The organism is Enterobacter cloacae complex sp. IR53041 (assembly GCF_049238285.1).
GTDB classification, from domain to species: Bacteria; Pseudomonadota; Gammaproteobacteria; order Enterobacterales; family Enterobacteriaceae; genus Enterobacter; species Enterobacter roggenkampii.
In genome coordinates, this window is record NZ_JBMKHB010000004.1 from 130,923 (window position 1) to 145,991 (window position 15,069).

The window sequence follows — 15,069 nt, forward strand, 5'->3', positions numbered from 1 at the left end:
ATGAGCAGACGCTGGCAGCAGGTTCGTCACCAGCTGCGCCGCAACCGTCCGGCGCAGTTCTCCCTGTTTGTGCTTTTTATATTTGTTATCGCCGCGCTCTGTGCGGGCTTGAGTCCGTACGATCCGGATCGGATGGCGCTCGGCGCACGCACGCTGCCGCCGGATGCCGCACACTGGTTCGGCACCGACGAGTACGGGCGCGACTACTTCACCCGCGCGCTGTATGGCGGGCAGATCTCCCTGATGGTCGGTTTTCTCGCCATGCTCTTTTCCACGCTTATCGGCACGGTGGTGGGAACGGTGAGCGGCTACTTTGGCGGCTGGCTGGACAACCTGATGATGCGCGCCGTGGATATCCTGATGGCCATTCCGGCCTTCTTCCTGCTGCTGGTGGTGAATGCGTACCTCAAGCCGGGCGTGGATAACATCATTCTGATCATCAGCCTGCTGACGTGGATGAACATGTCGCGGCTGGTGCGCGCAGAAACCCTGTCGGTGAAAGAGCGCGAGTATGTGCTTTATGCCCGCGCGTCGGGGGAACACCCGCTGCGCATTATCGTGCGCCACATTATTCCCGGCGTGCTGCCGACCATTATCGTGGCCGCCACGCTCAATATCGCCTCGGCCATTCTGATGGAGTCGACGCTCAGCTTCTTAGGGCTGGGCGTACAGGCACCGGCGGCGTCGTGGGGAAGCATGCTCAACAACGCCCAGTCTTATATTGGCGAAGCGTCGTGGCTGGCGATGTTCCCCGGCATTCTGATCCTGCTGACGGTGTTCAGCTTTAACGTGCTGGGCGATGTGTTCCGTACCGCCTTTGAGCCAGGAGCGAATCGCGATGAGTAGCTTATTAGCGCTGGAGAATCTGCAAACCACCTTCCGCACCCGCGAGGGCGAGGTTCACGCGGTGCGCGGCGTGAGCTTTCAGGTGCAGCCGGGGGAACTCGTCGGCATCGTCGGCGAGTCGGGCTGCGGGAAAAGCGTCACCTGTAAGTCCATCATTCAGCTTCTGGGGAGCAACGGACGGATAACCGGCGGCAGCATTCGCTTCCAGAATGACGATCTGGCGCAGAAAACGCCCGCGCAGATGCGCGCCATTCGCGGCAACGAGATCGCGATGATTTTCCAGGATCCAATGACCGCCCTGAATCCGGTGCTGACCATCGGCAAACAGATGGCAGAGATCCTGATGCGCAATAAAGGGCTCACCAAAAGAGCGGCCAAAGCGGCGGCGATCGCCATGCTGGAACAGGTGGGGATTGCCGAGGCGGAACGCCGATACGATCAGTATCCCCACGAGTTCAGCGGCGGGATGCGCCAGCGGGTGATGATCGCCATTGCGCTCTCCTGCAACCCGAAGCTGCTTATTGCCGATGAGCCGACCACCGCGCTGGACGTTACCATTCAGGCGCAGATCCTGCGTCTGCTGAAAAGCCTGCAACAGCAGACCCAAACCGCGATTCTGCTGATCACCCACGATCTCGGCGTGGTGGCGCAGGTCTGCAGCCGCGTGGTGGTGATGTACGGCGGGCAGGTGATGGAGGAGGGGAGCGTGGAAGACATTTTTTATCGCCCTGCGCATCCTTATACCCAGGGGCTGCTGGCCTCGCTGCCGCGCCCGGATGAGGTCAACCAACGTTTATCGCCCATTGAGGGCGCGCCGCCTGGTCTGCTTAACCCGCCGCCGGGCTGTCCGTTCGCCGAACGCTGCCCGAAACGCATGCCCCAGTGTGAACGGCAGCCCGCTTTTTACGCCATGGGTGAAGGCCATCGCGCCGCCTGCTGGCTATGGGCCGATAAGGAGATTCAGGCATGAGTGAACAACAGGCCCCTTTAGTAAGCGTGCGCGATCTGCGCAAACACTATGCGCTTAACGGCGGTTTGCTGCGTAAAGGCGCGGCGGTGAAGGCGGTTGATGGCGTGAGCTTTGATATCCAGTCCGGCGAGACGTTTGGCCTGGTGGGCGAGTCCGGCTGCGGAAAATCCACCCTCGGGCGCGCCATCCTGCGCCTTTTCGATATCACCGCGGGCGAAATCCACTTTGCCGGACAGGCGATTGCCCACGCCCGCGAAAAAGAGCTCAAGCCGCTGCGTAAGCGGATGCAGGCGATTTTTCAGGATCCTTACTCCTCGCTCAACCCCGGTATGACCGTGCGACAGCTGGTGGCCGAGCCGATGCAGATCCACGGCTACAGCCGTGAAGAACAGCGCGAACGAACGGAAACGCTGCTCTACAAAGTGGGGCTTAAGCAGGAACACCTTGAGCGGTTTCCGCATGAGTTCAGCGGCGGGCAGCGCCAGCGCATCAGTATTGCCCGCGCGTTGTCCGTGCGTCCCGAATTTGTGCTGTGCGATGAGCCGCTCTCGGCGCTGGACGTCTCGGTGCAGGCGCAGGTGGTGAATATTCTGCAGGATCTGCAGCAGGAGCTGGGGCTGACCTATCTGTTCATCGCCCACGATCTCTCGATGGTGCGTCATATCTCCAGCCGCATTGGGGTGATGTATCTTGGTAAGCTGGTGGAGGTGGCCCCGGCGAATGAACTGTATCAGCGTCCGGCGCACCCTTATACCCGCGCGCTGCTGGCGGCGGTTCCCCAGCCCGACCCGCGGATTCGCAACCTCGAAGACGCAACCTTGCGCGGCGAAATGCCCGGCCCTACGTCCGCGCTGCCGGGCTGTAAGTTCTGCAGCCGCTGCCCTCACGCCATGACGGTTTGCCAGACGCAGGAGCCTGCCATGCAGGAGATCGCGCCAGGGCATTTCGCGGCGTGCTGGCTGTTTAAGATGTGAGCCTTAAACGTGTCGGGTGGCGCTTCGCTTACCCGACCTACAGGGTTTTGCGTTTTGTCGGCCGGGTAAGGCGAATTATTTACCACGCAGGTGTATGATAAACGCTCCTCTGTCAGGTTAATTACAACGTGCAGACGACGACAACCCATAAAAAATTGCCGCCTGCCTGTTTTAGGTTGGATACATGCGTAAAGGAACGTTAAGCAGTGATGCGCCATTCGGGACGTTGTTAGGCTATGCGCCCGGTGGCGTGGCGATTTACTCTTCAAATTACGGCAGTCTGGACCCGCGAAACTATCCGGAAGATGCGGATTTCCGCAGCTACATCGGCAACGAATACATGGGCCACAAGTGGCAGTGCGTTGAGTTTGCCCGCCGTTTCCTGTTCCTCAACTATGGCTTTGTGTTTACCGACGTTGGTATGGCGTGGGAAATTTTCTCCCTGCGCTTTTTGCGTCAGGTGGTGAACGATAACATTCTGCCCCTTCAGGCTTTTGCCAACGGCTCAAAACGCGCGCCGCGCGCCGGAGCGCTGCTGATCTGGCAAAAAGGTGGCGAGTTTCACGAAACCGGCCACGTGGCGGTGATCACTCAGCTTCTGGACGATAAGGTGCGTATCGCCGAGCAGAACGTGATTCACTCCCCGCTGCCGCTCGGGCAGCAGTGGACGCGCGAGCTGCGCCTGAGCGTGGAGAACGGGTGTTACACCCTCCACGACACCTTCAGCGACACGGAAATTCTCGGCTGGATGATCCAGACCGACGACACAGAACACAGCATTCCGCAGCCGGAAATCGACGGCGAACTGCTGAAAATCAGCGGCGCGCGGCTGAAAAACACACGTCAGTTCGACGGGAAATGGCTCAACGAAAATGACGCATTGCAGCAGGCGTATATTCGCGCCAACGGTCACGTGATCAACAAAGATCCCTGCCAGTACTTCACCATTACCGAAAGCGCCGAGCAGGAGCTGATCAAAGCCACCAACGAGCTGCACCTGATGTACCTGCACGCGACGGACAAGGTGCTGAAAGACGACAGCCTGCTGGCGCTTTTCGACATCCCGAAAATCCTCTGGCCGCGCCTGCGCCTCTCCTGGCAGTGGCGCCGTCACCATATGATCACCGGTCGTATGGATTTCTGCATGGATGAGCGCGGCATCAAGGTCTACGAGTACAACGCCGACTCCGCCTCCTGCCATACCGAGGGCGGGCTGATTCTCGAAGAGTGGGTGAAAAATGGCTATCGCGGCAACGGGCATAACCCGGCAGAAGGCCTGCTGGAAGAGCTAACCGGCGCCTGGAAGCACAGCCACGCCCGGCCATTCGTCCACATCATGCAGGACAACGATGTCGAAGAGGACTATCACGCGCTCTTTATTCAGCGTTCGCTGATGCAGGCCGGGTTCGAGACCAAAATCCTCCACGGGCTGGGGGCGCTGAGCTGGGATGCCGCCGGACAGCTGATTGACGACGAAGGTCGCCACGTCAACTGCGTGTGGAAAACCTGGGCGTGGGAGACGGCGATTGAGCAGATCCGCGAGGTCAGCGAAACCGAATACGCGGCGGTGCCGATCCGCACCGGACATCCTGAAGGCGAAGTGCGCCTGATTGACGTCCTGCTGCGCCCGGAGGTGCTGGTCTTTGAACCCCTGTGGACCGTTATTCCCGGCAACAAGGCGATTCTCCCGGTGCTGTGGCAACTGTTCCCGAACCACCGTTATCTGCTCGACACCGATTTTGAGGTCAACGATCTGCTGAAGCAGACCGGATACGCCGTTAAGCCGATTGCCGGACGCTGCGGCAGTAATATCGATCTGATCAGCGCCCAGGACGAACTGCTGGATAAATCCAGCGGCAAGTTTGTTGACCGCAAAAACATCTACCAGCAGCTCTGGTGCCTGCCGAAGGTCGACGGCAAGTACATACAGGTCTGTACCTTTACCGTGGGCGGGAACTACGGTGGGACCTGCCTGCGCGGCGATGACTCGCTGGTGGTGAAGAAAGAGAGCGATATTGAGCCGCTGATCGTGGTTAAAGATAAGTAGCTCTTACCCGCAATAAAAAAGCCCCCGCAGGGTATCCTGCGGGGGCTTTTTGTTACTGTTCTTCCTCTTCCTGCCCGTTGATCTTCAGATCGATGATGCGGCCAATCTGGTCATGATAGACCGTCAGCAGGTTGTACTGGCTCATCTCAGAGATGATCTGCGGTGAGACATTAAAGCTGCGGGCCAGCTCCTCCTGGTGAAAATAGCCAGGCTGACGCCGCCTCGCGTGGGCCCGACGGCGATTGTACTGATACCACAAAATCAGCAGCCAGCCGTTGAGCGCGGCGAACAGCAGGTAGAGCAACACCGTATTAAAGGACGCAATAATCACGCTCCAGCGGTGGTCGCTCTCCTCGGTGAGCTGCATCCAGAGCCGGGCATACAGGAAAAACAGAAAGCCTCCCCACGCCACCAGCGTTAACGCGGCATCGAAAAGACGTGGCAACAGCCGATGTTCGGTCAGAATTAAGGTATTTTCGTTCATTAAATGCGTCCTTTTCCCCGGTCCGGACTGATCCAACGCGCGCGGGCGCGCTGGCGTTTAAGCATGACTTTTGGAAACGCGACGAGGGTGGTGAACAGGCCGATCATCCAGTACACCATCGGGAACCAGATCACCCAGAAAAGCGAGCTGGCCACCTGCCGTTCATAGCGCCGCTCGATGAACAGGCTGACCAGGAACTGCAGCAGGCACATCACGCCCAGCAGCAGCCCGGTAAACTCCGGTGGAAAGAGGCTCTCCACGGTCAGCCTGGCGGGAATCGGCGTGATATGGCTGAGGATAAATAACAGCACCGTCATGGCGTAGGCGAAGGCCCACAGCGTTGACAGGGCGTATTCGAGAAACAGGGGCCACATGCGGTGATGCTCCCAGCGCACAATCCTGCGAAGGTTGACCAGGAACACCTCCGCACCGCCCTGGGCCCAGCGCAGACGCTGTTTCCACAGGCCCTTCAGCGTCTCCGGCATCAGGATCCAGCACAGCGCCCGCGGCTCGAAAAAGATATCCCAGTGGCGCAGCTGCAGCTTCCAGCTGATGTCGATGTCTTCGGTGATCATGTCCGGGCTCCAGTACCCGACGTCCGCCAGCGCCTGTCGGCGAAAGGCGGCGATGACGCCGGAGACGGTAAAGACCCGGCCATAGATCCGCTGCGTCCGCTTGATGAGCCCGATAATCGATGAGAACTCGCCCACCTGAATGCGGCCAATCAGCGTGGAGCGCGTGCGGATACGCGGATTCCCGGTGACCGCCCCGACGTGGGGATACTGAATCAGCGGGGCCACCAGATACGCTGCCGTATCGCGGTCGAGCAGGGCGTCGCCGTCAATGCAGACCAGCAGATCGCCCCGGGCCGCCGCTGCCCCGGCTTTGAGCGCCAGCGCTTTCCCCTGGTTTTCCGCAAGATTAATCACCCGCAGGCGCGGCTGCTCCTGCGCCAGCGCCTGCAGCACCTGCGCGGTGTTGTCAGACGAGCCGTCGTTGATGGCGATAACTTCGATATTTTCATACCGCTGATCCAGCGCGGCGCTGATGGTCTCCCGGGCATTTCGTCCCTCGTTGAAGCAGGGGATAAGAATGGAGATGAGCGGCTCACCGGCGAGCGTCGGGGCGGGCGTCTCTTTATCCCACGACCAGTGGCGTTCAAGCTGAAACCAGAAATAGAGCCCGCCTGTTATCCAGAGCACGGACATGAACAGCGGCCAGAAGAACACAAAATCCAGAATCAGCTCGCCGGTAAAGAGGGCGGCCACGCCTAACGGCAACCCAAATACCAGACATAAAATGGAAAAGGCGATAATGCGATCAGTCATTGTCAGGGTACCAGTACGAAGAAAATACAGGCCTGATGCGTGAGATATCAGGTTGGTTGTTGATGAAGTTGTCGGGGTAGTAGCCGTAGTTTTTGACGCCGTTCAGCTGGAGCACGCGCATCCACTGTGCCAGCTGGCTGTCGGAGACGGCGCGCTGCGGTTTCCGATCCCAGTCCCTGGCCTGCAGCTCGAAAATGGTTTTATCGAGCGCGCCGGGGCGCGCGGCGACCGCGTTAACCAGACGCGTCAGCCAGGCATCGCTCTCGTCTGCCGGGACGGACTCCATCAGCGGCATGGCCATCGGCACCGTCCAGTCATACTCCGCCAGAAAATCGTCAAGATTCTGCGCGAACCACGCTTCGCTTTCGGGCTGCAGAATGGGCAAGGCGAACATGTTGCGCGCGGTTTTTATCTGCGGGCCGCGGATGTGCTTCACCGCGAGGCTCAGGGCGTGGGTAAACCCGATAAGCGTCTGGCTTTTCTGACGTGTTGTGCTCTGAGGGCCATCGTCCACGTCCGTCAGCACCGCATCGTCATGGAATAAGATCCCGTTGAAGCTGGCATAGCGGGCCAGATCTTCATAGATGTCCGTCACCTGCTGGCGCACCTGCGGGTCCCACGGGGAGAGCCGGATATAGGGATCGGTGGCTTCGCACAGCTGGCCTGATGAGCGGTCCCGACGCTGCACGCGCGGCAGGGCAGGATCGAGATCGAACGAGAGCACCGGCATCCACGCGAAGACTTTCACGCCCGCGCGGGTTTGCAGCTGCCAGGAGACAAAATTAAAGAGATCGGCCCGGACCGGCAGCTGGCGGTTGGGGAAATAGAGCGCCCTGATCCTGCCGTCGCCCTGCGGGTCGGCAAACGCCTGCAGGAAAACATGGCTGATTTTCATGTCGTAGACCCGCTGGATCAGCCTGTTGATATTTTGCGTCTGCTGGGCTGGATTGGGATCGTAAACGTAGTCGAGATCGACGTGCATGACGCGCACGGGTTCGTGCTCCTGAACCTGGCTGACCGTACTGGCAAACGCCTTGAGCGAGGGATTGCCGGCGATCAGCAGCCGGGGGATGTTGCCCAGCTCCTGCACGTTTCCCAGCCCGTCCTCAAGGGTAAAGGCCAGCTCATAACCCTGCTGTCTGGCGATGGCGAGCGACGTGCCGTTGGCGGCACCGTAGGGCCAGACCCAGGCGCGCGGCGCCTTGCCCGTCACCTGCGTGATTTTTTCAGTCACTTTGCGAACGTCATCGCCGATCCGCTGGTTGAACTGCCGATCGGTTTCATAGCGGCCCGTCGCTTTATCATAAAAGCGGTTGGCGATGGCCGGTTCGCGGCTGCCCTGCGGGTTAGCCGGAATGCCGTAATGCGAGGCCCAGGTATGCGATCCGATCTCAATCAGCGGAGACCGGCTGAGCTCGCGCACCATGTCCCACGTCGCGAAGCGATCGCGTGGCGTCATCAGGCCGCCGAAGTTAACTTTTTGATTTTCCGGCGTATCCACCCAGCTGCCCACCGGCGCCCAGAGCGCAGGGACGTTCCACGCCTGAAGCAGTGGCCAGACGCGGGTGTAAAAGCTGCTGTAGCCGTCGTCAAAGCTGAGCAGAACGGCTTTGGGCGGCAGCGTTTTTTTTCCGTCATGGGCATCCAGAATGTCCTGCACGCTGATGACGTGATAACCGTTGTGCAGCAGCCAGCTTATCTGCTCGTTTAGCGCGCTGGTGCGCACGGAGAGGTAGCGCTGATCGGCGGCATCGTCTTCGACGTCGTGGTAGTCCAGCACCAGAAACTGGTTCTGCGGCCAGGGTTTACTCGCCTCCAGCTGCGGCCGTGCGCTGGGCGCAATAAACGAGAGTGCCTGCGCGCAGACGCTCGCGCTGAGGCAGAGCCAGCCGATGAGTATCAGGCTCGCGGAAAAACGTGTGTTCATTATCATCATCCTTAAAAGCGTAAAGTCGCATCAAACGTGACGGAGAGGTTGCTCTCGCGTTTGCCGTCGTAAGGGCGCTTGTCCCAGTTCAGCATCACGCCGGTATCCATGACGTTGTTCCACTGAACGCGTTGTCCGTAACCCAGCAGAGCGATGGCACCAGCAGACTGATTTTTCTGCCAGTAGCGGCCGCCTCCCGCCACGAACTGCTGGCTCCAGAGGGTGTCGTAATGGCGATACATCTCATGGTCAACGGCCAGGGCGGCCGTCACGGAGAGATCCCGCGCCGGGTTGTAATAGAGGGTGTCCTGCAGGCTGTTTTTGCTGGCAGCGATCCCCGGCTCGAGATCCAGCGTCAGGGATGGGGTCTGCCAGAGACGCTCCTTGCCCGTGAGGGTGTATTCCTGTCGGCGGTTATGGTCCGAGAAGCGGCTGAGGGCGGCGCTGAACTGATACTCACGGCGCTCGTTTTGATACCAGCGCACGCCGCCTTCCCCCCGGTTGGCGCTGATCCCGTTGCGTAACGCCCGCAGGGGCGTGTTGCGCGACAGGCGCTCAAGGCTGCCGCTGACCTGCCAGCTATCGGTGAGGCTGTACGTCGTTGAGAGGCGAGCGCCCGGCTTGTTCGCGCCGTGATAGCGGTTGCTTGAGAGCTCGGCTTCGAGCTGGAGATCGCGTGGCCGCCATTCGATGCCGCCCAACAGGTGACGGCTGGTGCCTTTGCCTTCATCGAAATTGCCCTCTGCATAGCGGGTGCCGGCAAACAGCCGCCAGTTATCCGCTACGGGCGGGCCATAGAGCGTGGCGTCCCAGTTGAGGTCGTGCGTCCCACTGACAGGGTTATCGGAGTGCAAACCCTTGCTCGCGTTGAGGCGCAGCTCGGACATATGGTGGACGGTGCGGAGCCTGTCCAGACGCCTTGCGCTGCGATCGCGCGGCGCGCGGGCAACGACGTCGTCGGCCAGTAAATCCATCTGCCGCCACTCCTGCAGATCCATGGCGACGTAAGCCTGCTGCTGCTCAAGCTCCAGATTCGAGGGCTCCAGCGCCTCCGCCATTTTCAGCGTTTGCTCGGCCGCGCGCGGCAGACCTCGCGCCTGCAGCAGGGTAGCGTAGTCAATCTGCAAACCCTGATTGCCCGGTGCCGTTGTCGCCAGACGTCGCGCCAGCTTTTCGGCTTCCGGCAGGGCATTCGTCGCCAGCAAATAGTTAAAACGGAGCGACTGACCGGTAAGCCACCGATCGTTCGGCTGAGGGGTCGGGGAACCGAAATCGTAACGGGTCCAGGGAACGTTGCGGGTGTGGCGCTCTGCATACCGGCGGGCGGACGTATACTCTCCCGTATCCAGCCAGGCGTAGAAAAGCGCGTGCTCCTCGTCCTGCGGATCGGATGCGTACTGCGGATAGCGTTGCAGAAGCGCGAAGGCGGCGGCAGCGTTTTTCTCCTGCAGATATGCGGAGATCACCCAGCCGATTGCCCAGCCCGGCACCGGATGACGGGCTGCCGTCAGATCCTGATATTCGCTGATGACCTGTGGGTAATCGGCATGGGCATACAGCGCGCCGAGCCGGTCGATACGCGCAAGCACGACGTCTTCCGCGGCCAGCGGCTCGCTCTGCCAGCGAGACAGCAGCGCGTCGTAACGATTCAGCGCGGATTGCGCAAGCTGCAGGCGCTCCTTTTCTGTTCTGCCAGGCACGTCTGCAAGGCGAACGCTTTCGGCGGCGGCATTCAGCTCAAGACGACGACGCTCCGCGGGGGCTAGCGCCACCTTTTGTGAAAGCAGGAGCGCGGGGGTATTGACCCGGTTATCCGTTAGCGCGTCGACCCGCTCGCGGAGAAGCGCGTGATTTTCTGGCGCGATATACAGCGCGCGCGTGTCGGCTAAAAGCCGATCCCAGCTTTTTCCCTGGCGTAGCCAGACGTATGCCAGCGTCTGAAGATGCGCCTGCGAGGGGGCCTCCGCCACCAGCCGTCGGGCCTCCTGAAGGGCAAGCGTATCTTTACGGGCATCGGCCAGGGTTTTGATGTAGCCGATACGATAATCGTCGTTATCCGGCGCAAGGCTGCGCGCTTCTTTCCAGAGCGCCAGAGCGGGCTCCCACGCTTTCTGATTTCGTCTGGCCTGCGCGACAGCCGCAACGCCGCGGGCGGGCAGCGGCATATAAATGCTGTAGCGCTGCCAGACCTGAATAACCTCGTCATCATGACCTGCCCAGGCAGCCACCTGTAACCAGTCCGCAACGTGCTCAGGCGTCAGGGCATGCTGCTGCTGATAACGCTGAAGATAATCGAGAAACGACGTGTAATTACCGTTACGCGCCTGTTGAATCTGTTGCTCATAAACGGATTCCGTCGCCTGAACCAGAACAGGAAAGAGTAATAACAGAAACAATAATGTTGGGGTGCGATAAAAGAATAATGTACTGAAGCGAAGCGATCTTTCCATATCTATTTGCCATTTGTTTATCATGAATCCATTGCATAACACGGCTGCCTTTTAACTCTGCGTTAAAGGCCATAAATGAGAACATTAAATCTGAATGCAGTAACGTTAAGGGGTACTTACTTAAAGGTAATTATGGCGCCTCATCTTAGTGGACTGGATGGGAGGTAATGTACACCCGATATGTTGCCCGATAAATATGCTGAAAAGCGGCTGTGTCGTTTTGAGATAATTCTGTAATGAGCAGTTTTTTGTGTTTATTTTGAATTGAGTGATTAATTGTAATTCATTGAAATATAATGATTTTATTTTTATTGTGACAGTTTTGTATATATTTTTAATGACGCTTGTTAGCCTCAATTAAAGTACTTTCTGGTGCATGTTTGGGAAGTTTCATGACAAAAATTCTTAATGTTTAGAGAAGTGACTTTTCTGCGATTGTTTTTTATTTATAATTAAAGACAGACATTGAATGATAGTCTACAGGAAGTCTTACTCATCAATGTGTGTATTGAGGGATGTCCAAAGCCAGAATACATCTATCGTTAATATAACAGCGCTATAAAACGAAGGCGGTCTTCTTTTCGCAGGATCGTTCTTGCTTTAATCTAAAAGGGATGGTTAGTGGCAACTTCAATAGTGTTAGTGACTCAGGATCGCTACCTTGTCAGGGGGATGCGGATATTTTTTCCGGATATTATCCTGCTCGATTCGATTGACAGAAACATATTTGATAACGGTGCAGATGAATATTCTGTATTGATTGATAGTCGTGCGCCGCTCCGTTTATATGATTACCTGATACGCCATCCGGCCAGAACGAAAAAAACGATTTGCTGCGTTATGCTTGATATGCGCCATCGCGAGGAGAATCTGCTCAGTATGAAGCTGTTTATGAACACGTCGCTGACGGCGCCGGACATGGCCTCGCTGTTTAACCTGGTGCTCAATATGAAGGGCCGTCGCCTGACCACGAAGTGGCTGCTGAATTTACGGCTGAGCACGCATGAAACGATCATGTTGCGGTTGCTGAGAGCAGGGATGTCAATGGAGGAGATTGCAGGCGAGCTGAATACGTCGGTGAAAAGTCTCTATCGCAAACGAATGGCGCTCTCGGAACGGCTGGGGGCGGAGAACTTCAACGAGGCGTGTTTGTTTATCTTCAAAAACAAACTGCTGGGCGCAGGTGGGAACGATCCCTGGGTTGGGGAGAGATCAAAAGCATAATTGCGGGCGGTATTCAGAGGTTTGAGAACGCTGGATAAGGACAACTTCCTGGCCTTGGGTTTGGATTTACTCTGGCTCAAAACGACACAAGGACGTTGTCATGGACACGATTGAAGAGTCTGGTCACCGCCACTGTAAGATATCTTCAACTATTTGATATAAATATAAATTTGACAAATATCGACAGGTAGCGATTTATCCGTCAAATTCAGTTAAACTTCGTCACATGTTTCAGTGAGTTATGGGATGGTTAGTAGAATGACCAGCGAAGAAGCACTTTTAAAATCAGGTTTTAGTAAACGAGATCTTCAAAAGCTAAAAAACAATATCGAGAATTACGGTGGTTCGTTTGATAGCGTAACTCATGATCTGGCCAATCGTTTTAAGGCAATGAAGTGGATAACTATTATTGCCTTTATCATACTGGCTTTAACTCTTTTACTTGCATCCAGGGATACAAGTCTGACACTTGCGCTCACGTTATTGATTGTACTACCTTTTATCTGGTATATAACGCCAGCAAAACTTGGCTACAAATCCTGGCGTTACCGTAAAATGCTGACTAATTCTGAGACGGGTCGCTGACGGACAACAGATCAAAAATAATCTTAGCTTTCACGCCGTAACCTGCTATTTTCATTGTAAGCTGCGGGCGGCTCAATGTGCTCACCTTTCGGTAATAGTCTGTGGGTAGATAACGAAACAGTCGCCAGGTACCAGGTCGCCGTAACAAGCCAAAAATGGTATACGCATTAGCGGCCAGTGAGATTGATTTGTAGACACCTAAACCATTCTCACGACTAAAGCCCATAAACTCAGCTGTAGACATCGCGGCATTCGCGACCAGCCCTTCACTGGTAGTGTTGTTCGTTGCGTAGCGAGCCACTTCTTTACTGATGCTGTTTGCCCCGTCAGTAACCAGAATCGCACCAGCAAGAACTCCGAGAGGGGTCATCGTGCCAATCAGTGTAAATCCTGCGGCTATTTCAGCACCGGCCAGGACAACACTAACTGCCGAGATAACATACCCAACAATTTTGTTATTCTCTCGGATGAACTCGACTTTCGCGTAAAGCTTCGCTGCCTTCGTTCGTAATAAACGAGCTTGTTCCAGGAGGTTATAGTTTTCTTCTCGAAGTATTTTAACGCAGTCCATGCATTCTTTATCTGATTTAGCCTGACGAGCTAGCGTAAACTGTTGTTCTATGAGGTCCCGAATTTCCTGAATGAACTTCATTCGAGTCAGACCATCGCTGAGATGAAAAGCCGACAGAGTGTTGGCTGTATTTACCAGTTTCCTGGCTTCCATATTCACCATCGTTTCCGCCCAGGCTTTATTTCTTCCACCTGATTGCATCATGTTAAGCAATGCTGCATCCATTGTAATTCCTCTCAATTGCTTTACCGGCGTCTGTTTAGACTGATAAACGGCTCCCTCTGACTGCCATGCGTGCCAACGTATGCACAATATAGTAGCAATGTGGTTACGGGGTCTGAAGCAGAAGTCGCTTTTTGCAGCTACACACCTCGGCCTACTAGACGGCTTTCACCGGGCATCACCGAAAGTATCAGGCCAGATTTTTGCTCAATGGCATCAATGAGAAGCCCGTTCTCGCTTGAGTGGCCGCTGTAGTAGGGAAAGGGCAACACCAGCGGAAAGCCAGCCGTTTTTGTCGGGAATTTCACCATCAATCAGGTCGGATGTGCAGCACGACTGGATGTTTTCGGAGGCCCTGGGCAATCCGGCATGTGTCCACTGTATAGTAGGTGCCGTTTCGGTCTTTGGTAGGCTTTATCATAATGCCCATTTTGTACCACCGGGAAGCGGGGCCGGAGGAAAGATAAGAGTGGTAACTACTGATAAACCAACAAGTTGTTGACTCAGAAAGCAAAAACCCGCCACGAGGGCGGGTTCTTTAAATAGTGGTGCCCGGACTCGGAATCGAACCAAGGACACGGGGATTTTCAATCCCCTGCTCTACCGACTGAGCTATCCGGGCAACGGGGCGCATTAAACCCGATCTGCCCGGTGTCGTCAACGAAAAATGTTGTTTTCGTTACGGACTGCGCAATCTCTCACCATTTCGCCGCATCCTTAAGCGAAAAAGTGCGTCCAAAGCGCGGAGAGCGGCATGGCGAGCAGCAGCGCGGGCAGCATGTTCACCACGGCAAACATCTTGATCCCGCAGATGCGCAGCCCTGTTGCCAGCAGCAGCAGGCCGCCGACGGCGGTAAAGTCTGCCATCATCGCCGGCGTAGTGAGCGGGAGAATTAACGTGGCGCAGGTAGCCAGTGCCAGCTGGATAAGCAGCATCGGCACGCAAATCGCCGCGACGGCAATGCCGAGCGTGGTGGCAAAAATAGTGGCGGTGAAGAAATCCAGAAACGCTTTTGCAATCAAAATGCTCGGATCGCCCGTCATCCCTTCCTGCATCGAACCGAAAATCCCGGTGCCGCTGGCGCAAAACAGAATAATGATGGCGACATAGTTCTGAATAAACGTCTCGTGCGTGCCGTGCTTCGCCTTGCCCGGTCGGGCTATCAGGTTTTTGGCTTTGCCTACCGCATTATTGATGCCTTTTTCCAGATAGCAAAACTCGCCAATCAGCGCGCCGAGCAGGGTGGCCAACACCATCACCGGCAGGTTGGCGCATTTGACCACTAACAGAATACCGATCCCTAACGAAGCCAGACCGAATATCGAGGGCATGGATGAGCGGATACGCTCCGGCAGCCGCTGGCTCAGCACTGCGCCGAGTACGCCGCCCAGCAATACGGCTCCTGCGTTGATAAATGGCCCGATAACCACGCTTAACTCC

Annotated in this window: 12 protein-coding genes and 1 tRNA gene; 6 read left to right on the top strand and 7 right to left on the bottom strand. The window is 56.6% G+C overall.

Annotation, left to right across the window (positions count from 1 at the left end; translation table 11 throughout):
- The 4 genes from ACOTXF_RS04630 to gss all read left to right on the top strand — a co-directional run bounded on the left by ACOTXF_RS04630 (nt 1) and on the right by gss (nt 4,837).
- Nucleotides 1–846 carry an ABC transporter permease gene (locus tag ACOTXF_RS04630; protein ID WP_008499793.1) on the top strand — a complete coding sequence of 282 codons (846 nt, stop codon included), beginning with the start codon at nt 1–3 and terminating at the stop codon, nt 844–846.
- Nucleotides 839–1,816 (top strand): ABC transporter ATP-binding protein, encoded by a 978-nt coding sequence (locus ACOTXF_RS04635; RefSeq protein ID WP_047747049.1) that lies wholly within the window; start codon nt 839–841, stop codon nt 1,814–1,816. The genes ACOTXF_RS04630 and ACOTXF_RS04635 overlap by 8 nt, the downstream gene beginning before the upstream one ends.
- Nucleotides 1,813–2,790, top strand: a complete 978-nt coding sequence (locus ACOTXF_RS04640; protein ID WP_047747047.1) for an ABC transporter ATP-binding protein — start codon at nt 1,813–1,815, stop codon at nt 2,788–2,790. Before ACOTXF_RS04635 ends, ACOTXF_RS04640 begins: the two co-directional genes overlap by 4 nt.
- Before the next feature lie 184 nt (nt 2,791–2,974).
- Nucleotides 2,975–4,837, top strand: a complete 1,863-nt coding sequence (gss, locus tag ACOTXF_RS04645; protein ID WP_021242099.1) for a bifunctional glutathionylspermidine amidase/synthase — start codon at nt 2,975–2,977, stop codon at nt 4,835–4,837.
- 52 nt (nt 4,838–4,889) lie between these two features.
- Here the strand turns inward: gss and pgaD are convergent, their stop codons facing one another.
- Genes pgaD through pgaA form a run of 4 tightly spaced genes read right to left on the bottom strand, consistent with a single transcriptional unit; the run spans nt 4,890 to nt 11,026 of the window.
- Nucleotides 4,890–5,321, bottom strand: coding sequence for a poly-beta-1,6-N-acetyl-D-glucosamine biosynthesis protein PgaD (pgaD, locus tag ACOTXF_RS04650; protein ID WP_008499789.1), 432 nt, complete (start codon nt 5,319–5,321; stop codon nt 4,890–4,892).
- Entirely contained in the window at nt 5,321–6,649 is a 1,329-nt protein-coding gene (gene pgaC / locus ACOTXF_RS04655; protein WP_048963154.1) for a poly-beta-1,6-N-acetyl-D-glucosamine synthase, read from the bottom strand. Before pgaC ends, pgaD begins: the two co-directional genes overlap by 1 nt.
- Nucleotides 6,642–8,585 (bottom strand): poly-beta-1,6-N-acetyl-D-glucosamine N-deacetylase PgaB, encoded by a 1,944-nt coding sequence (gene pgaB / locus ACOTXF_RS04660; protein WP_232926842.1) that lies wholly within the window; start codon nt 8,583–8,585, stop codon nt 6,642–6,644. The genes pgaC and pgaB overlap by 8 nt, the downstream gene beginning before the upstream one ends.
- 2 nt (nt 8,586–8,587) lie before the next feature.
- Nucleotides 8,588–11,026 (bottom strand): poly-beta-1,6 N-acetyl-D-glucosamine export porin PgaA, encoded by a 2,439-nt coding sequence (gene pgaA, locus ACOTXF_RS04665; RefSeq protein WP_048963153.1) that lies wholly within the window; start codon nt 11,024–11,026, stop codon nt 8,588–8,590.
- A gap of 672 nt (nt 11,027–11,698) precedes the next feature.
- On the opposite strand from pgaA, the gene ACOTXF_RS04670 reads away from it, so the two are divergent.
- The gene (locus tag ACOTXF_RS04670; RefSeq protein WP_044597653.1) at nt 11,699–12,250 is read left to right on the top strand and encodes a LuxR C-terminal-related transcriptional regulator; all 552 of its coding nucleotides are present in this window, start codon (nt 11,699–11,701) and stop codon (nt 12,248–12,250) included.
- A 258-nt stretch (nt 12,251–12,508) separates the two neighbouring features.
- Complete coding sequence (locus ACOTXF_RS04675; protein WP_039265473.1) at nt 12,509–12,835, top strand: hypothetical protein; 327 nt, start codon at nt 12,509–12,511, stop codon at nt 12,833–12,835.
- Here ACOTXF_RS04675 and ACOTXF_RS04680 read toward each other — a convergent pair.
- From ACOTXF_RS04680 to ACOTXF_RS04690, 3 genes are all read right to left on the bottom strand, one after another.
- A complete protein-coding gene (locus ACOTXF_RS04680; protein ID WP_023326053.1) occupies nt 12,813–13,631 on the bottom strand; it encodes a DUF4225 domain-containing protein in 819 nt (272 codons plus the stop codon). The two genes, ACOTXF_RS04675 and ACOTXF_RS04680, sit on opposite strands and share 23 nt — an antisense overlap.
- A gap of 543 nt (nt 13,632–14,174) precedes the next feature.
- Nucleotides 14,175–14,250: transfer RNA gene (locus tag ACOTXF_RS04685), tRNA-Phe, on the bottom strand.
- Nucleotides 14,251–14,345: 95 nt separating this feature from the next.
- Entirely contained in the window at nt 14,346–15,059 is a 714-nt protein-coding gene (locus tag ACOTXF_RS04690; protein ID WP_008499781.1) for a DUF554 domain-containing protein, read from the bottom strand.
- Nucleotides 15,060–15,069: the final 10 nt, after the last annotated feature.

Bases quoted from the DNA above. Each gene is read 5' to 3' on its own strand.
- pgaB (WP_232926842.1), bottom strand. From the start codon at position 8,585: ATGATGATAATGAACACACGTTTTTCCGCGAGCCTGATACTCATCGGC.
- ACOTXF_RS04640 (WP_047747047.1), top strand. From the start codon at position 1,813: ATGAGTGAACAACAGGCCCCTTTAGTAAGCGTGCGCGATCTGCGCAAA.
- gss (WP_021242099.1), top strand. From the start codon at position 2,975: ATGCGTAAAGGAACGTTAAGCAGTGATGCGCCATTCGGGACGTTGTTA.
- ACOTXF_RS04635 (WP_047747049.1), top strand. From the start codon at position 839: ATGAGTAGCTTATTAGCGCTGGAGAATCTGCAAACCACCTTCCGCACC.
- ACOTXF_RS04680 (WP_023326053.1), bottom strand. From the start codon at position 13,631: ATGGATGCAGCATTGCTTAACATGATGCAATCAGGTGGAAGAAATAAA.
- pgaD (WP_008499789.1), bottom strand. From the start codon at position 5,321: ATGAACGAAAATACCTTAATTCTGACCGAACATCGGCTGTTGCCACGT.
- pgaC (WP_048963154.1), bottom strand. From the start codon at position 6,649: ATGACTGATCGCATTATCGCCTTTTCCATTTTATGTCTGGTATTTGGG.
- pgaA (WP_048963153.1), bottom strand. From the start codon at position 11,026: ATGGAAAGATCGCTTCGCTTCAGTACATTATTCTTTTATCGCACCCCA.
- ACOTXF_RS04630 (WP_008499793.1), top strand. From the start codon at position 1: ATGAGCAGACGCTGGCAGCAGGTTCGTCACCAGCTGCGCCGCAACCGT.
- ACOTXF_RS04675 (WP_039265473.1), top strand. From the start codon at position 12,509: ATGACCAGCGAAGAAGCACTTTTAAAATCAGGTTTTAGTAAACGAGAT.
- ACOTXF_RS04670 (WP_044597653.1), top strand. From the start codon at position 11,699: ATGCGGATATTTTTTCCGGATATTATCCTGCTCGATTCGATTGACAGA.